Source organism: Serratia sp. CY74737, assembly GCF_052166775.1.
GTDB lineage: Bacteria > Pseudomonadota > Gammaproteobacteria > Enterobacterales > Enterobacteriaceae > Serratia > Serratia ureilytica.
Map to the genome: position 1 here is coordinate 288,634 of NZ_JBJNOF010000006.1, position 15,710 is coordinate 304,343.

The window sequence follows — 15,710 nt, forward strand, 5'->3', positions numbered from 1 at the left end:
ATGGCGATGCGCTTAAATGAAGATCTGGACGACAGCGGCGAACTGCATGAAATCAACGTGACGCCGTTTATCGACGTCATGTTGGTGCTGTTGATCATCTTTATGGTGGCCGCGCCGCTGGCAACGGTAGATATCCGCGTCGATCTGCCGGCTTCTTCCGCCAAGCCGCAGCCGCGGCCGGAAAAACCGGTCTTCCTGTCGGTGAAGGCCGACAAGCAGCTCTACGTCGGCGATCAGCCGGTGAATGCCGATCAGCTGACCTCGGTGCTGGATCAACGCACTCAGGCGAACAAAGAAACCACCATCTTCTTCCAGGCGGACAAGAGCGTGGACTATGAAACGCTGATGAGCGTGATGGACACCCTGCGTAAAGCCGGTTACCTGAAAGTGGGGCTGGTGGGCATGGAAGGCGCCGCCAAGTAGCGGCAGCAAAACGATAAAGGGCGCTCAGGCGCCCTTTTTTTACGGCTAAAGAGCTGTCACGCCTTTGCCAGCAAATCCCTGGAACCGGCATGGCGCCAGTGGATGCGGCCCGGCAGATACAGCGCGTTCTGTTCCAGCGGCCGCTCGTCGATAAGCGCGGTGACGTTGTCGAAGCTATGTTGCGCCAGTGCCAGGCAGTCTTGCGCGACCGTGTCTATCTTCAGCGTCATGCAGTCGAACAGGTAGTGATCGTCGAAGCTGCACAGGTGAATGTCGCTCTCCATCAGCTGATGCTGCGTCAGATAACGCAATACGCCTTCCAGCAGGCCGCAGGCGGCGGTAAACAGCGCTTTGGGCGGACGCCCCAACTGTGCGCACAGCTGAGCGAACATCTCGTAACCTGAGCTGGGGTGATAGTTGCCGTTGATGATCCATTCCGGTTTGCACGTTACGCCGGCGCGCTCCAGGCCAAGCTGGAAGCCGGCCAGGCGATCGCGGGTCGGCGAAATGCGCGGCTGCCCGCCGAGAAAATAGATTTCATCCGGATGTTGGCGCGCGACCGTTTCCACCAGGTCGGCGGTCGAATTGACCGAATCGGTGATCACCAGCGGCAGTTCGGAGCCGGCGATCAGGCGATCCATCTGCACCACCGGCAGCCCGGCGTTGATCTTCTGGTATTCTGCGTCGTTCAACTGGCTGGAGGCGACGATCAAGCCGTCCACCTGCCGCTGTACCAGACTGTTCACCGCCATCATCTCCTGCGCCGGGTTTTCATCGGTGCAGGCGATCAACAGCTGCAGGCCGGCTTCGCGGCACAGCGTTTCCAGCTCGCGTGAAATCACCGCAAAGCCGTAGTTGGTCATCTCCGGCACCACCAGCCCCAGCGTGTGGCTGCGGTTGGAGCGCAGGGAGCGGGCGTGGATGCTGGGCTGATAATGGTGTTCGTGCGCCAGCGCCAGAATGCGGTCGCGGGTGTCGTCGGACACCCGGTATTCCTTGCTGCGGCCGTTCAGCACCAGGCTGGCGGTCGATTTCGACACCCCGGCCAGCGTGGCGATGTCACTGATGGTAATGCGTTTATTTTTTTTCACTGACGCCATCTGAAGTCATCGGAGGATGCGTCATTCTAGCATGCATGGCGTCAGCGGCCAGTATTCCAACGCCAGCGGCGCGTTTCCGGACAGCCGCAGTTGCGGCTCAATGGCCGGGAAGTAGCGCGCGCTCATCACGGCCTCGCCGCGGTTGATGAAGATCTCCACGCTGGAACGATCGAACAACAGCTGCAGATGCGTGACCGGGCCGCGCCAGTAACGGTGCTCCGGCTGGCCGTCGGCCAGGGAAGCGCGCGTCAGCCGCAGCCTTTCGCCGTCCCAGTTCAGCGTCATTGCGTCGCCAAAGGCGGCGTTGAACGCGCCCTGCGGCGCCAACTGCAGCTCCGCGGCCCCCAGCGCGCAGGCGGGGGCGTCATCGGCGCGGCCCTGCCAGCATGTTCGTTCGCCGCGCAGCTGTTGCAGCTCGCGCGCCGGACGCTGCTGGAGGCGGCCATGCCGCAGCGACAGCTCGCGCGGGCAGGTCATGGTGTGGATCCAGCCGTAGCGGCGCGTCGGATGGGCTTCTTCATCTTGCTCGGGCACGCCCATCCAGCCGAACAGCAAGCGGCGGCCATCTTCCGCCAGCGTCGTCTGCGGCGCATAAAACTCGAAGCCGGCGTCCAGTTCGCGGAATTCGCCGTGACGGAAGGCCGCCTGGCGGTAATCCAGCTTGCCGATCAGATAACCGGCCTGATAGCGATTGAGGTAGCGTTCCGGCTGCGGCGCCAGCCCCTGCGGGCAGCAGATCAAGACCTCGGCGTCGTCCAGCGAGAACAGATCCGGGCACTCCCACATGTAGCCGAATTCGCCTAAGCCGTTCAGGCCGGAACCGGCGATCTCGCCCAGCGGTTGCCAGCCGCGCAGATCGGCGGAGCGCAGTAACAGCACCTTGCCGCGATCCTGCAAGTCCCGCGCGCCGAGCACCATGTACCACGCATTCTGATGACGCCACACTTTCGGATCGCGTACGTGCCCGCTGTAGCCCGCCGGCAGCGGCAGCACCGGCCCGAGTTTGCGGTACTCGCTCCGATCGCTTTCCTGAGCCAGGCACTGGTAAGCGGTGCGTGAGCCGTCGGGGAATTTCACGTTGCCGGTGTAGATCAGCGTGATTTTGTCTTCCGCCACCACCGCCGAGCCGGAGTAACAGCCGTGGCTGTCGTAACAGGCGCCCGGCGCCAGGGCGATCGGCTGATGCGTCCAACGCAGCAAGTCGGTCGACTGCCAATGTCCCCAGCACTTGTTGCGATGGTCGCAGCCCAGCGGATTCCATTGATAGAACAGATGATAAACGCCGTTGTGCTGAATGAAGCCGTTGGGATCGTTCAGCAGGCCAACGCTGGGCGCCAGATGCCAGGCCGGGCGGTGCGGATCGCGCAGCGCTCCCGGCAGGCCGTTCATGACCGCCCGCATTGCCTGCTTGATTAAGCTGAGCTCCTCCATCATTGCGCGTCCGTTTTATATTTCAGCAGCAGGGAGAGGGCGAAGGCGCTGCCAAACGCGATCGCCAGGCCGATGATATAGCTGACCAGCGAACTGGCCTGCACGATCGCCATGCCGGGGATCGCCGTCAGCCCGACCGCGTTCATGCCGACATGATTGGCCACCACCCAGGCGCCGCCGAGCGCGCCGCCCGCCAGCGCCGCCAGGAACGGTTTCACGAAGCGCAGGTTGATGCCGAACAGCGCCGCCTCGGTGATGCCGAGCATGGCGGAAAAGGCTGAGGGCACCGCGATGGCTTTGATTTTTGCATCGCGCGTTTTGAAATACACCGCCAGGCAGGCACCGCCCTGAGCGATGTTGGCCATCGACCAAATCGGCAGCAGGAAGTTGACGCCGATGTTGGGGTTGCCGAGCAGCCCGGCCTCCACCGCGTGGAAGCTGTGATGGATGCCGGTGATGACAATGGCGGAATAGAGGCCGCCGAACAGCAGGCCGGCGAACCAACCGGCATGGGCGATCAGCGTGCTGAGCACGAAGGAGATGCCGTCGCCCAGCGCCCGGCCGGCGGGGCCGATAAACAGCAGGGCGACAAACCCGGAGATCACGACCGTCAGGAACGGCGTCAGGATCAAATCCAGCGCGTTGGGGATCACCTTGCGCAGGCGTTTTTCCAACAGGCTCATGAACCACACCGTCAGCAGCACCGGAAATACCGTGCCCTGATAGCCGATCATGGCGATCTCCAGACCGAAGAAGTTCATGGTATGGAACCCTCCGGCGACGCCCCAGGCGTTGGTTAGCGCCGGGTGCGTCAGAATGCCGCCGAGCGTGGCGCCCAGATAGGGGTTGCCGCCGAATTCACGGGCGGCGGTGAAACCGATCAGAATCGGCAGGATAATGAACGCCGCCGAGCTGAACATGTTCAGCATCACGAACAGCGCGCTGTCGGCATCCGCCCAGCCATAGGTTTTCACCATGCCGAGCAGCCCCATCAGCAGGCCGGAGGCGACGATGGCCGGGATGATCGGCACGAAGATGTTCGACAGCAGGCGGGCGATGCGCTGCAGCGGGTTGAGCTTTTTCGCCGCGATATCGGCGGCTTCGGCTTTGCTGGATTCGCTGACGCCCGCCGCCTTGATGAATTCCGCATGCACCTTGTTGACCAGCCCGGTGCCGAAGATCACCTGGATCTGACCGGCGTTGCTGAAGCAGCCTTTGACGCCGTCCAGTTTGCCGATGGCCTCTTTGTCCACCTTGCTGTCGTCCACCAGCACCAGGCGCAGGCGCGTGGCGCAGTGGGCGGCGCTGGCGATGTTCTCTTTACCGCCAAGCAGCGGCAACAGCGCGTTGGCGGTTGCGGTAATGTCCATGTTGTCCCCTTGCTGAATTAAAATGCCGCCGCGCTCTGCGCGGCGGAAATACGTTCATCGATGTCAGAAGAAATACTTGAATCTGGCGCGCACGCCGTAACGCTGGTCGTTGTCGCCGTTGGCGATCTTGTTCTCTGCGTTGGCTTCCAGCAGCGAAACATAGGCGCCTAAATACACATTGAAATTCTTCATATTCATAATGTTAGGTATCTGATACGACGCGTGAACGGTGTGGATGTCGTAGTTGCCCGGCTCGCTGAGTGGATTGTGGATATCGGCGGCGATCCCGGCGGTATTGAACTCTTTGATGTTGTTGTGCGCATAGATATAACCCAGTTCGAAGCGCCGCCACAGTACGTTGACGCCGGCGGTCAAGTCCTGCTCGCCGGCGGCGTCCAGGTAGGCAGTGCTCAGGTTGGCCACCACGCCGTTATCCGGATCGGCCGCGTTGGTGTTCCAGCTCATGGTCATGCCGTAGCCGTTGCGCTTGGATTGATCGACGAAGCGGCCCTGGCTGTCCTGATAGCCGTAGGCATTATTCACCACGTTGCTTTCCATCGCCGCCGCGATGCTGAAGGCCTCTTTCTTCCAGGCGATCACCGGGCGCAAATAGGCGACGTTTTTCTTATTGTTCAGCGCATTGCCGTGGTAGCTGTTGTCCTGGAACAGCGAGGTGCCGTCTTCCACCAGCGTGTTCAGTTCGAAATAGACATCCCCGGCGTATTTGCTCAACATCAGGTTTCCGCCGCTGCTGCTGCGGCCACGGCCTTCTTTCATCATATAGATATAGCCAAAGCCGTCAGCGTAAAGATCGTTGGCGGTGTTGCCTGAATACTGAATGAAAGTGTCCTGATTCAGCGGGAACATGTCGTAGGCTTCGAAGCGGCCGATTTTGGTTTGCCAGTTCTTTTCATTGCCGAAGAAGAAAGCGGCGTCGTCCAGGTTCATTTTGCCGGTCATGTCCGCCAGCGGCTGGACGCTGAAACCGGAGAAGTTGCCGTCCGGATTGCGGCGATAGCCGTCCAGCCCCACCAGAATGCGGCCGTTGATGTCCCAGCGCTCTTTGTTGCCGGGTTTCCAATCCTTGTGATCGCTGCCTTTCAACGACGTCAGTTGGCCGCTGCGGCTGGCGCCGTCCAGATTGAACTCCACGTCGCCGTATAGCTTCAGATCGTTGAAGCCGTTCAGTTTCAGCGCGCCGGTCACGGGGGATTGCGTTTCCAGCGCGGCGGCGCGTTGCGCGACCCGCGCGGTTTGCCGCTCGGTGCTGGCGGTGCGCTGCTCCAGCTGTTGCGCCCGGCGTTCCGCCGCCGTGGCGCGGGTTTCAGCCTGAGCGGCGCGCTGTTCCGCCTGCGCCAGACGTTGTTCCAGCGCGTTAAGACGCGCCTCGATACTGCCGTCGCCGGAGGCCGCAGCGGCAGAAGTGGAGAGGAAAAGCCCTGTTGTTATCGCCAAATAGCTGAGTTTTTTCATCATCGTCTATCATCCGGGAAGGGTTGTTATTATTTTTTGCTAAATTGCTAAACCGGTTTTTCATGGCGAAAGATAACGATCGAGAAGCGGACTGGCAATCAAGTTTGCTAACCCGATTCAGCTATTGTGATCGAGTGCGCAAATCGTGGGGTTAAAAGACCACGGCGCCCAGGGGATCGCCGTGGATGCAGGGGATCAGCGCAGAAAAGCGGCGAGCTCTTCGGCGCGGGGCAGGGCGGTCATGGCGCCTTTGGCGGTGGTGGCCAGCGCACCGCAGGCCTGAGCCTGGGCGATAATCGCCGGCCATTGCGCTTCTTGCGGCAATGCGTGAAGGCGCGCCAGCGCCGCTAACAGCCCGGCGACAAACGCGTCGCCGGCACCGGTGGTATCGACCGGCACGACAGGCGCCGCGCGGAAATGACGCAGCCGTTGGCCGTCATGCACGTAGACGCCGTCGCCGCCCAGCGTGACCAGCAACAGGCGCAACGGGTAGGTTTGCATCATCCAGCGGATGCCGTTCTCCACATCGTCAAGATGGCTGATGAAAACCAGCTCTTCGCGCGACAGTTTCACCACGTCCGCCAGCAGCAACGCCTTTTGCAGGCAGGGGCGCAGCGCTTCCGGTTGGCGCCAGATCTCTTCGCGGATATTGGGATCGAAACTGACCCGCCCGCCGGCCGCCCGAATGTTTTCCATTGCCGTAAAGGCCGCGCTGCGGCTGGGTTCCTGCGACAGCGCGATGGAGCAGAGATGCAGCCACTCGCCGCGTTGGAAGGCCGGCAGATCGTCAGGCTGTAAAAACAGATCGGCACTGGGCTGTACCATGAAAGTGAATGAGCGTTCACCGTGCTGATCGAGATCCACCACTACCGTGGAGGTGTGGTGTTCGGGATCCGAAAGCATATGGTCAATATCCACCCCTTCTTCGCTCAGCACCTGCTGCAGAAAGGCGCCGAAGCTGTCTTGCCCCACTCGGCCGATAAAGGCGCTGTCGCCGCCCAAGCGGGCGACGCCCACCGCCACGTTAGCCGGCGCGCCGCCGGGGCATTTAAGATAACTGTTTGAATTTTCTGGCACCAAATCGACCACTGCGTCGCCCAGCACCCATACGCGATTCGCCATGCTTAATCCCTGTTTCTACCGATGTCTGATGGGTGGCTAAAATAGAAGAACCGGTTTAGCAAAGCAATGAAATAATGCGTCAGGCGTTTGGGGAGTGAGGAAGATCAAAAAATAGGGCGGGTCAGGCGCAGGAAATACCGCCCGCGATGCGAGCGGGCGGTATGGATGAACGAAGCGCCTGTAGTGGGCGCTGGGCGTCAGAATGCGACGGAACCCTGCACGAAGAAGGTGCGCGGTTCACCGACGTACTTGCCGAAGTTATTGTCGTTGGAGCGGGTAAAGTAGCGCTGATCGAACAGGTTTTTCACCCCGGCGCCCAGCGTCAGGTTCGATAGCTGCGGCCCGAAATTATATTCCCCGCGCATGTTCCACACCATGTAACCGGCGATATTGCCGAACTGACCATCGGCGCTTTCCTGCGTGACGTACTCCGGCCCGGTGCCCGGCGAATGCTGTTTGGACTGCGCGTAACCGTCCAGATTCCATACCCAGTTGCCGGTGGCGTAGCGCGTGCCGACGGTATAGACCTGGCGCGAGTAGAACGGCAGGTCTTTACCGGCGAAGTCGCCCTTGTCGGTGCTGGCCTTGGTGTAGGTATAGCTGGTGTAGACGCTGGCGCCGTCGAGCACGCGGTTCAGCTCGCTGAGATCGTAGCTGAGCGCCAACTCGATGCCTTTGTGCTTGGTGGCGCCCATGTTGGTCCAGCCCACATCGTTGCTGATGTACTGCAGCTGATTATCGAAGTCGATATAGAACAGCGTGGCTTCGGCCTTGACCACGGTGTCGTCGTAGCGGGTGCCGAACTCATAGGTATGCGCTTTTTCCGCCGTCAGCCCCGGCGCAGGCTGGTTGCCGTTGCCGCCTTTGGTCAGCTGGAAATACTGCATGCTGCCGAACGAGGTGTTGGCGTTGGCGAACAGTTTCCAGGCGTCGGACAGGTGGTACATCACGTTCAATGACGGCAGCGGTTCGCTGTAGCTTTTCTCGCGGCTGATGTTGTTGAACGAATCGTCCACGTGGGTGCGAATGCTTTCATAACGCAGGCCCGGCGTGACCGTCCAGTTGCCGACGTTAATGGTATCGTCGATATAGAACGCGTTGGCTGCGGTGCCGCCGGAGGTGTGCTGGTAATAGTCCGGGGTATCCGGCGTGGCGCCGACATTCGCCGGGTTATACCAGGCCGAACGCGACGCCTTTTCATCCATGGTTTCATTCAGGTAGCGGTAACCGAGGGTGATCTCGTGCGCCATATCCCAGAAGCGAAACAGCTGCGAATAGCTTGGTTCGATCGCCCAGGTCGAATAGTGGCGCGGATAGGACACCATGCGCCGCAACCCGGCATTTTTGCCGGTGCCTTCCGACTCGATGTTGCTGCCGCGGTAGCTGTCGGTGAAGTAGGTCAACACTTCGAACTGTTTGTCGTCTTCCTGATGTTTGTATTTGAACGACATATCCTTGCGGCGGCCTTCGAACTGGTCCCAGGGACGCGTGGACTGGAACGGGTTCTGCGCGTATTGCGCGCTGCTCAGCCCGCCCGGCATGCCGGCTTTGGCGTCGTAGTAGTGGAAATTGGCCAGCAGTTCGTCGCGATCGGTGAACGCATAACGCGTTTTCAGCATGAAATCGTCGATGTCGGTGTTGTCGTTGTTGTCGCGGTAACCCTGGCCGTGCAGGCCGGAATAGAGCAGCTCGGCGCCGAAGCCGTTATCTGCGGTGCCGCCCACCGAGGCGCTGGTCAGGGTCTTCAGGCCGCCGTGGCTGGCGCCCTGGGTTTGTACGCCGGCGGTGCCGCCAAACGTTTTGGGAATGTCTCGGGTAACGAAGTTGATCACGCCGCCGACGTTCTGCGGCCCGTAGCGCACTGCGCCGCCGCCGCGCACCACGTCCACCGATTGCAGATTACCGATAGACAGCGGAGCCATCGACAGCTGCGGCTGGCCGTAAGGCGCGACCGCCAGCGGGACGCCGTCCATCAGAATGGTGGAGCGTGGAGAAAGACGCGAAGTCAGGCCGCGCACGCCGACGTTGAGCGAGATGTCGCTGCCGCCGGTGCCGTTGCTGTCGCGCACCTGCACGCCGGGCACACCGCGCAGGCTGTCGGCGATGGTTTGGTCGCCTTGCTCATGCATCTGCTGCTGGGTGACGATGGAACGCGCGCCCGGATGGTTGAGCAGCACCGAACTGGTATCAGGGTTGTCCAGCCAGTTGCCGACGACGGTCACGGTGTCGGTATCGTTTTGAGATGAGTTATCAGCAGCAAGGATGGGGAAAGCAACGGCGATAGAGGTCGCCAGCAGGGAGAGGCGAAAAAGAGTTGACATAATAATGCCTTAAGAGTTTCAGACCCGGATGTGTTTTTTTAGAAAAGACAATCTTAATGATAATTATTGGCAAGTAAATAGAATTGTTACGGGATAGTTAAGCGGGTAACTAAATAATGAATGCGGGAAACAGGGCCCGGCTGGCGGGCCCTTGCGGGGGTTATTGCGGCGTAAGCCAGAAGACGCCGCTGTAATCCAGCGCGGTGAATTTCTGGTGCACCATTTCGATATCCGCTTGCGGATCAATATCTTTAAACAGCGCCGGGTGCAGGAATTTGGCGATCGCCTCAACGGCGATAAAGTTGAGCGGCGTGTCGTAAAATTGATGGTAAATCGCCATCACGCGTTTTTCTTTCACCGCTTTCAGCACGTTAATGCCGGTGCGATCCAGCAGATGCGCCAGTTTCTTTTGGCTGGTGGTCATATCGGTGGTGTAACCCAGCGGCACCGCCAGCGTGCCGCGATGCCCGCGGCTCCAGTCGGCGCCGGTCAGCAGATAGAAATCCGGGTTGCTGCTAATCACCTGCTCGACATTCACTTCACCGCCCATGTCTGAAAACAGCTTACTGCCGATATTGTTGCCGCCGGCGGTATCGATGAACTGCCCGAAGCTGCCTTTGCCGAAGGTATTGCAGCACTGTTCGCCTTTGATGCCGGCGCTGCGCTCGATAAAGACGCTGGGGCGTTGCTCCGGCTTCAGCGTGGCGACGCGCTGGCGCACCAGTTCGAGGCGCTGCTGATAGAGACGGATAAAGGCGTCGGCGTTGGGCTGCTCGTCAAACACTTTACCCAACAGCGTCATGCTGGCGACGGTATTGGTCAGCGGCTGCTGGCGAAAATCGATGATCAGCACCGGGATGCCAACTTTTTCCAACTGGGTCAGTACGCCGCTGTCTTTCAATTTGCTCAGCAGGCCGATGTCGAAAATGATCAGATCCGGTTGGCGCACCACCGCGCTCTCCACGCTGAAGTCACTGGTGTAGGGGTTGTCGAAGGTGGGGATTTGCATGACCTGCGGGAATTTTTTCGCATAGGCCTCAACCAGATCCGGGGCTTTGACCTTCAGCGAGTTGTCCCAGGCGATGATGTTTTTCAGCGGCTCCTGCGGATGCAGAATATTCAGCGCCAACAGCGCTCGGGCGTCGGCCAGGATAACGCGCTTGGCCGGTTGCGGCAGCGTAACCTGACGGCCGGCGACATCGGTAACGACGATCGGCGCGGCTTGAGCGGCGCCGGCCAACAGCAAAACGCAGGCTGCCAGCCAGCGGCCGGCTTTGGCGATAAGAACAGCGGACATGGAGATCCTTGAGTAATCGGCTAGGAACGAGAACGCAATGATAAGCGATATCCTTTCGCTTTTTGAACCTCTTCGCTGTCGATAGGCTACTCCTGGCCCATCAGCGGGTCGCTGATGCTGTGTTCGCCATCCTCCAGTCGGCCCGCCAGGCGGCGCCGCCAGCCTCCGGCGCTGTGCAGCGCAAGATCATACCAACCGCCGCTGGCGCGGGCGTCAAACGTTTGGCGGTGGCTGCCGCCCGCAGGCAGCGTGATGGGCCACGGGCCTTGTTGCGTGTAAGGGCAGCGGTCGAGAGTGACCGTCACCGTTTCGGCACCCGGGTTATCCAACTGCAGCAGCAGGCTGCGGCCCGTCGGGCGCAAACGCACTTCCGGCTGCGGCCGGCTCAGCGCGCCGCGCATTTCACGATGAAAACCGTTGGGGCCGAGCAGCCACAGATGGTACTCGTCCTCCGTCTGCCAGTCGTCGCTGACCGCCTTGCCGGCCTCGACGGTATAGCGGCGCGGGATCTGCGTCAGATCTCGCCGGTCGTAGACGTGAAACACCGCCCCTTGCTCGCCGGTATTGAACAGGTTCAGCGTTACGCGCCGCTGCTCGGCCGCGACGCTGACCTCGACGTGCAGCTGATAGGGCAGTGCGCGAGAAGGGCGCGCCAGGCGGCGTTGGTGTGGCAAACGCTGGCGGGCGGGCGGCGGCAGCGGCACCTGCGGCAGCTGCTCCTGGCGTTGACGCAGACCGTCGGCGGCGTGGCGGCTGGTGGCGGGCAGGCTCGGCAATGCTTCGCCGTTAGGATCGACAAAGTTGAACGCCGAGGTGAGATCGCCACACACCGCGCGGCGCCAGGCGCTGATGTTGGGTTCGTGCACCTGAAAGCGCTTTTCCAGGAATTGCAGCACCGAGGTGTGATCGAAGACCTGCGAATTGACCCAGCCGCCGCGGCTCCAGGGCGACAGCACCAGCATCGGCACCCGCGGGCCGGGGCCGTAGATGCGGCCGTCCGGCGGCGGCTGGTCCTGCGATCCGGGCGGCGCCACGTGCTGGAAGATCTCGGTATCGAACGGCACCGTCGATTTACCGGCGAAGCTGCCGTCTTCGCGCAGCGACGGCGCGGAAGGCGAAGGCATATGATCGAAAAAACCGTCGTTTTCGTCGTAGTTGACCAGCAGCACGGTTTTACTCCACACCTCCGGGTTGTCGGTCAGCGCGTTGAGGATCTCTTGCGTGAACCAGCCGCCCTGCACCGGGCTGGAGGGATCGGGATGTTCCGAATAGGCCGCCGGCGCGATGATCCAACTGACCTGCGGCAGTTTGCCCTGCTGCACGTCGGTGCGGAATCCGGCCAGCATGGCGTCCAGATCGTTGCCGTCGGCGGCCGGCAGGGTGTTGCCGTTGCCTTTGTACAGCGGCGCGGTCGCGTTGAGCTCGTCGCGATAAGGCACGAAGGCGTTGAAGTCTTTTGGCGGCCGAGCCGGGTTGCCCACCTGAATGCTGGCGGCGCGGTATTGGCGAAAGCCCGCCAGCGGGTTGTCGGTAAAGTTGTCCGGCAGGAATTGGTACACCTTCCAACTGACGCCGCTCGCCTCCAGCCGTTCCGGATAGGTGATCCACCGGTAGCCGATCTCTGCCGGGCCGGGGCTGTCCCATTCGTTGACCACTACCGCCACGTCGGCGGCGGACGGGCCGTTGGTGCCGGTCCAGTGGAACAGCCGATTGGTGTTGGTGCCGGCGTGGATGGAGCAGTGATAGGCATCGCACAGGGTGAAGGCGTTGGCCAGCGCGAACTGGAACGGCAGCTCCTGCTGGCGGTAGTAGCCCATCGAGGCCGGCGTTTTGTAGGTGGGCCAGGCGCTCATGCGGCCGTGATCCCAGGCGGCTTGCTCATCTACCCACGAGTGCGGCGTGCCGGTGACGCGCTGGGCGTTGCCGCGTTTGCTGTCCAGATGGTAGGGCAGCACCAGCCGTTCAGCGCCCTGTTGCTGCCAGACCAGGCGATCGCCGGGCAGTGGAATGGTAAATCGATCGCTGAAGCCGCGCACGCCCGGTAAGGTGCCGAAGTAGTGATCGAAAGAGCGGTTCTCCTGCATCAGGATCACCACGTGTTCGACGTCGCGCAGGGTGCCGGTGCGGTTATTGGCGGGAATGGCCAGCGCTTTGCGAATCGAGGCGGGCAACAGCGAGAACGCCGATCCGATGGCGGCAGCCCGCAGGATGTCTCTGCGAGAAAGGTCAGGCATGCGTCGTTGATCTCCGTCAGTGTGCTTTGAAGATAGCCGCTGACGACGATAATGGCGAAAAATAACAGGGAGATGAAAGCGAGAGAAACAATGCTCCCTGGCGGGAGCATTGGGGGATGAGGCTTACTGTCTGATCAGGCGGCCGAGCGTCGGCGCCGTTTCGAAATCGCTGCGGAAGGGGTTGATGTCCAGGCCGCCGCGGCGGGTGTAACGCGCGAACACGCTGAGTTTTTCCGGGCGGCAGCTCTGCTTGATGTCGTTGAAAATGCGCTCGACGCACTGCTCGTGGAATTCGTTGTGCTGGCGGAAGGAGATCAGGTAGCGCAGCAGGCTTTCGCGATCGATTTTGCGGCCTTCATAGTGGATCACCACGCTGCCCCAGTCCGGCTGGTTGGTGACCAGGCAGTTGGATTTCAGCAGATTGGAAGACAGCGTCTCCGCTACGTGCTCCCCTTGATCGGCCGCGCCGCTCAGGTATTCCGGTTTGAAGGCGAAGTCGTCGACCGCGATATCCAGATCGTCGATGTTGATGCCCGGCAGACGATCGATCTGCGCCGGATAACCTTCCAGACCCGGATAGAGCTTGACGGTGACCTGGCCATTGGCCGCCTGCGACAGATCCTTCTGCATGGCGGCGCTCACCTGTTCCACGCTGTCGAAGCGCGTTTGGTTGAAGCTGTTGAGATACAGCTTGAACGATTTCGATTCGATCAGGTTGGAAGAGGAGTGCGGGAAGGTAAATTCGCCGATGCCCACCACCGGTTTGCCCTTGCCGTTGAGCCACGACAACTCGAAGGCGGTCCACAGATCAAAGCCGCTGAACGGCAGCTGCCGTTCGTCCACGCCGATCAGATCGCGGCCGCGTGCGCGCGGCAAGGCTTCGAGCAATGCGGGAGCATATTGGTCCGGATAATCGGAGTTCGCGCCAAGATGGGTGATCTTATCTTGCTTTTGGATATGCATATTCATTGCCCTTTGCTTGTTCGGTATTGATGTAGCGGTTAAACAGACTGCGGGTGGCGTAAATCGGCCCGACGCCCAGCAGGGCGTAAACCACCTTGATCAGGAACTGAGACAGGATCATGGTTTTGATGATGTCCCAGCTCAGCACGTTGTAGAACGCCAGCGTACAGAACACCACGCTGTCGATGGCCGATGCGATTACGGTGCTGGTGATCACGCGCACGAACAGGTAGCGGGAGTTGGTCAACTCCTTGATCTTGCAAAGCAGATAGGAGTTGACGTTCTCGGAGATCAGATAGGCCGCCGAAGAGGCCACCAGCACCGCCATGATGCTGTGCACGATGCCGTTGTAGGTCTCGCTGTACTCCCACTGTGGAATGCTCGGCACCAGCGTCGTCACCCAGACGCCGAGAACGAAGGTCAGGTTGGCGATGAACGAGATGATGATGGTGCGTCTGGCCAGCCGCAACCCATAGAACTCGTTGAGAATGTCCACCAGAATGAACGTGAGCGGATAGATGAAGATCGCCGGCGGCGTGATGAGATTCAGCACCGGAATTTGGATCGGCTTGACGCCGCACAGCGTCGAGAAGATATAAATCACGCTGAGCGCCACGGTAATAATCAGGTAGGCGTACCAGGAACGTTCATGGCGATCGCTGAGCTCATAGGCGGTTTTTTGTTGATTGTCGCCGTAGAGTTTACGGTACAGCGCCTGCAGCTCGTGCCGGCTCAGATCTTCCGATATTTCGCTGTCGGCCAGCTCATTGAGCCCCATGGTAATGGTTTTGCCGGTGGCCAATACCATGACATTGGCCGCGATGGTGCCATGTCGGGTGAAGCCCAACAGCTTGAACTTCTGATTCGGTTCCATTTATAACCTTTCTCCAACGATATAACCCAGGAATTGCACCGTCTCCTGAAGGCGTTTGTCCATGCTTTCGCTGTCTTTGTCGTCAACCACAAAGAAGCCGCTTTTTCCCGAGTGATACAGCAAAGGTGAATCGCAAATCAGTACCGGCGGACGTTTGATGATAATGACTTCGCCCGGAATGAATGACCCTTTAATTTCGGTCTCTATTTTCATTGCCAACATGTTCGACTCATCGCCGAAGAAATAAGTCAAAGGAAACTCGGTGACCAGTTGCCCGATCTTGCGCTGCGAGACGGCCAGATAGCGCGACTGCGGGATCACCGGAATGGCGGAAGGGTTCTTGTTGCCTTCGGTGGACAACGTTTCGTTGAGCAGCTCCAGTTTTTCCAGATCGTAGTCTTCGATCTCTTCACAGGAGACACCGAAAAAATCTGAAATCCGATTAACGGTGGATTGCTGAACGTTGTTCACTCTTCCATCAAGAATTTTGTATAGGGTAGTGCGCGTCAGGCCGCTGCGGTTGGAAAAGGAAGCCTTGGTTTCACCGCGGGTACGCATTAGATATTCAATATTTTTAATGATGTTGATTTTGCGCTGTGCGTTGGGGGTTTTCATAGGCTGTCCTTACAAACATTACGCTGGCTTCACTATATCTTACGCGTTGGCGTTGTCCAGATAAAAAGGCGCAGGGAATAGGATAACAGACTGATTATTTTCGTTAATTATTGCTTTCTGTCAGCGGCTTGGCGGGGGGCGGGCGACGTGGATGCGGAAGGCGGTTTGGGGAAATGATAAAGCTGTGCAAATCAATTGATTAGCTTTTGCTTATGGAAAAGTGAACACAAAAGCCAATTTTATGTTCACTTTTATGTTGACCAAAGGCGATTTCATGGGCTACTGTTCATGCAAGCTGAAGTTTTTCTTTACGATCAAAACACTGAAGCTAACGACTTTTATAATAAAAAGCTCAGAGGGGGATGTTCCCGCACTCTGAGCATAATGGATAGCTTGCTACCGACACCAGGGACCCTCATCACCACGGCCGTTTGTCTGCGCGATCGGCCTATTCCTTTGCGCTGAACTCCGCATTTTGCGAGCAATA

General features: G+C 59.7%; 12 protein-coding genes. 1 reads left to right on the plus strand and 11 read right to left on the minus strand.

Annotated features, from left to right (window positions below; translation table 11 throughout):
- Positions 1-423, plus strand: coding sequence for a TonB system transport protein ExbD (exbD, locus tag ACJ8PE_RS10790; RefSeq protein ID WP_004937307.1), 423 nt, complete (start codon positions 1-3; stop codon positions 421-423).
- Between the two features lie 56 nt (positions 424-479).
- On the opposite strand, the gene ACJ8PE_RS10795 is transcribed toward exbD, so the two are convergent.
- The 11 genes from ACJ8PE_RS10795 to ACJ8PE_RS10845 all read right to left on the minus strand — a co-directional run bounded on the left by ACJ8PE_RS10795 (position 480) and on the right by ACJ8PE_RS10845 (position 15,223).
- On the minus strand, positions 480-1,523 hold the full coding sequence (locus ACJ8PE_RS10795; protein WP_033644632.1) for a LacI family DNA-binding transcriptional regulator: 1,044 nt from the start codon (positions 1,521-1,523) through the stop codon (positions 480-482).
- A 21-nt stretch (positions 1,524-1,544) separates the two neighbouring features.
- A complete protein-coding gene (locus tag ACJ8PE_RS10800; protein ID WP_197792738.1) occupies positions 1,545-2,954 on the minus strand; it encodes a sucrose-6-phosphate hydrolase in 1,410 nt (469 codons plus the stop codon).
- Positions 2,954-4,324 carry a sucrose-specific PTS transporter subunit IIBC gene (locus ACJ8PE_RS10805; protein WP_033644635.1) on the minus strand — a complete coding sequence of 457 codons (1,371 nt, stop codon included), beginning with the start codon at positions 4,322-4,324 and terminating at the stop codon, positions 2,954-2,956. The genes ACJ8PE_RS10800 and ACJ8PE_RS10805 overlap by 1 nt, the downstream gene beginning before the upstream one ends.
- Before the next feature lie 63 nt (positions 4,325-4,387).
- Positions 4,388-5,797: a carbohydrate porin gene (locus ACJ8PE_RS10810; protein WP_101453879.1), complete on the minus strand. Its 1,410-nt coding sequence runs from the start codon at positions 5,795-5,797 to the stop codon at positions 4,388-4,390.
- A gap of 195 nt (positions 5,798-5,992) precedes the next feature.
- Positions 5,993-6,919, minus strand: coding sequence for an aminoimidazole riboside kinase (locus tag ACJ8PE_RS10815; RefSeq protein WP_047573657.1), 927 nt, complete (start codon positions 6,917-6,919; stop codon positions 5,993-5,995).
- Between the two features lie 197 nt (positions 6,920-7,116).
- Entirely contained in the window at positions 7,117-9,240 is a 2,124-nt protein-coding gene (locus tag ACJ8PE_RS10820; RefSeq protein ID WP_197792696.1) for a TonB-dependent receptor family protein, read from the minus strand.
- 160 nt (positions 9,241-9,400) lie between these two features.
- Positions 9,401-10,537 carry an ABC transporter substrate-binding protein gene (locus ACJ8PE_RS10825; RefSeq protein ID WP_197792695.1) on the minus strand — a complete coding sequence of 379 codons (1,137 nt, stop codon included), beginning with the start codon at positions 10,535-10,537 and terminating at the stop codon, positions 9,401-9,403.
- Positions 10,538-10,623: 86 nt separating this feature from the next.
- Positions 10,624-12,771, minus strand: coding sequence for a phosphocholine-specific phospholipase C (locus ACJ8PE_RS10830; RefSeq protein ID WP_404769033.1), 2,148 nt, complete (start codon positions 12,769-12,771; stop codon positions 10,624-10,626).
- Between the two features lie 123 nt (positions 12,772-12,894).
- Positions 12,895-13,734: an NADPH-dependent 7-cyano-7-deazaguanine reductase QueF gene (queF, locus tag ACJ8PE_RS10835; protein WP_033644641.1), complete on the minus strand. Its 840-nt coding sequence runs from the start codon at positions 13,732-13,734 to the stop codon at positions 12,895-12,897.
- Positions 13,712-14,608, minus strand: coding sequence for a queuosine precursor transporter (locus ACJ8PE_RS10840; protein WP_033644642.1), 897 nt, complete (start codon positions 14,606-14,608; stop codon positions 13,712-13,714). Before ACJ8PE_RS10840 ends, queF begins: the two co-directional genes overlap by 23 nt.
- Positions 14,609-15,223, minus strand: coding sequence for a helix-turn-helix domain-containing protein (locus ACJ8PE_RS10845; protein ID WP_033644644.1), 615 nt, complete (start codon positions 15,221-15,223; stop codon positions 14,609-14,611).
- Positions 15,224-15,710 lie beyond the last annotated feature (487 nt).

Bases quoted from the DNA above. Each gene is read 5' to 3' on its own strand.
- exbD (WP_004937307.1), top strand. From the start codon at position 1: ATGGCGATGCGCTTAAATGAAGATCTGGACGACAGCGGCGAACTGCAT.
- ACJ8PE_RS10795 (WP_033644632.1), bottom strand. From the start codon at position 1,523: ATGGCGTCAGTGAAAAAAAATAAACGCATTACCATCAGTGACATCGCC.
- ACJ8PE_RS10800 (WP_197792738.1), bottom strand. From the start codon at position 2,954: ATGGAGGAGCTCAGCTTAATCAAGCAGGCAATGCGGGCGGTCATGAAC.
- ACJ8PE_RS10805 (WP_033644635.1), bottom strand. From the start codon at position 4,324: ATGGACATTACCGCAACCGCCAACGCGCTGTTGCCGCTGCTTGGCGGT.
- ACJ8PE_RS10810 (WP_101453879.1), bottom strand. From the start codon at position 5,797: ATGAAAAAACTCAGCTATTTGGCGATAACAACAGGGCTTTTCCTCTCC.
- ACJ8PE_RS10815 (WP_047573657.1), bottom strand. From the start codon at position 6,919: ATGGCGAATCGCGTATGGGTGCTGGGCGACGCAGTGGTCGATTTGGTG.
- ACJ8PE_RS10820 (WP_197792696.1), bottom strand. From the start codon at position 9,240: ATGTCAACTCTTTTTCGCCTCTCCCTGCTGGCGACCTCTATCGCCGTT.
- ACJ8PE_RS10825 (WP_197792695.1), bottom strand. From the start codon at position 10,537: ATGTCCGCTGTTCTTATCGCCAAAGCCGGCCGCTGGCTGGCAGCCTGC.
- ACJ8PE_RS10830 (WP_404769033.1), bottom strand. From the start codon at position 12,771: ATGCCTGACCTTTCTCGCAGAGACATCCTGCGGGCTGCCGCCATCGGA.
- queF (WP_033644641.1), bottom strand. From the start codon at position 13,734: ATGCATATCCAAAAGCAAGATAAGATCACCCATCTTGGCGCGAACTCC.
- ACJ8PE_RS10840 (WP_033644642.1), bottom strand. From the start codon at position 14,608: ATGGAACCGAATCAGAAGTTCAAGCTGTTGGGCTTCACCCGACATGGC.
- ACJ8PE_RS10845 (WP_033644644.1), bottom strand. From the start codon at position 15,223: ATGAAAACCCCCAACGCACAGCGCAAAATCAACATCATTAAAAATATT.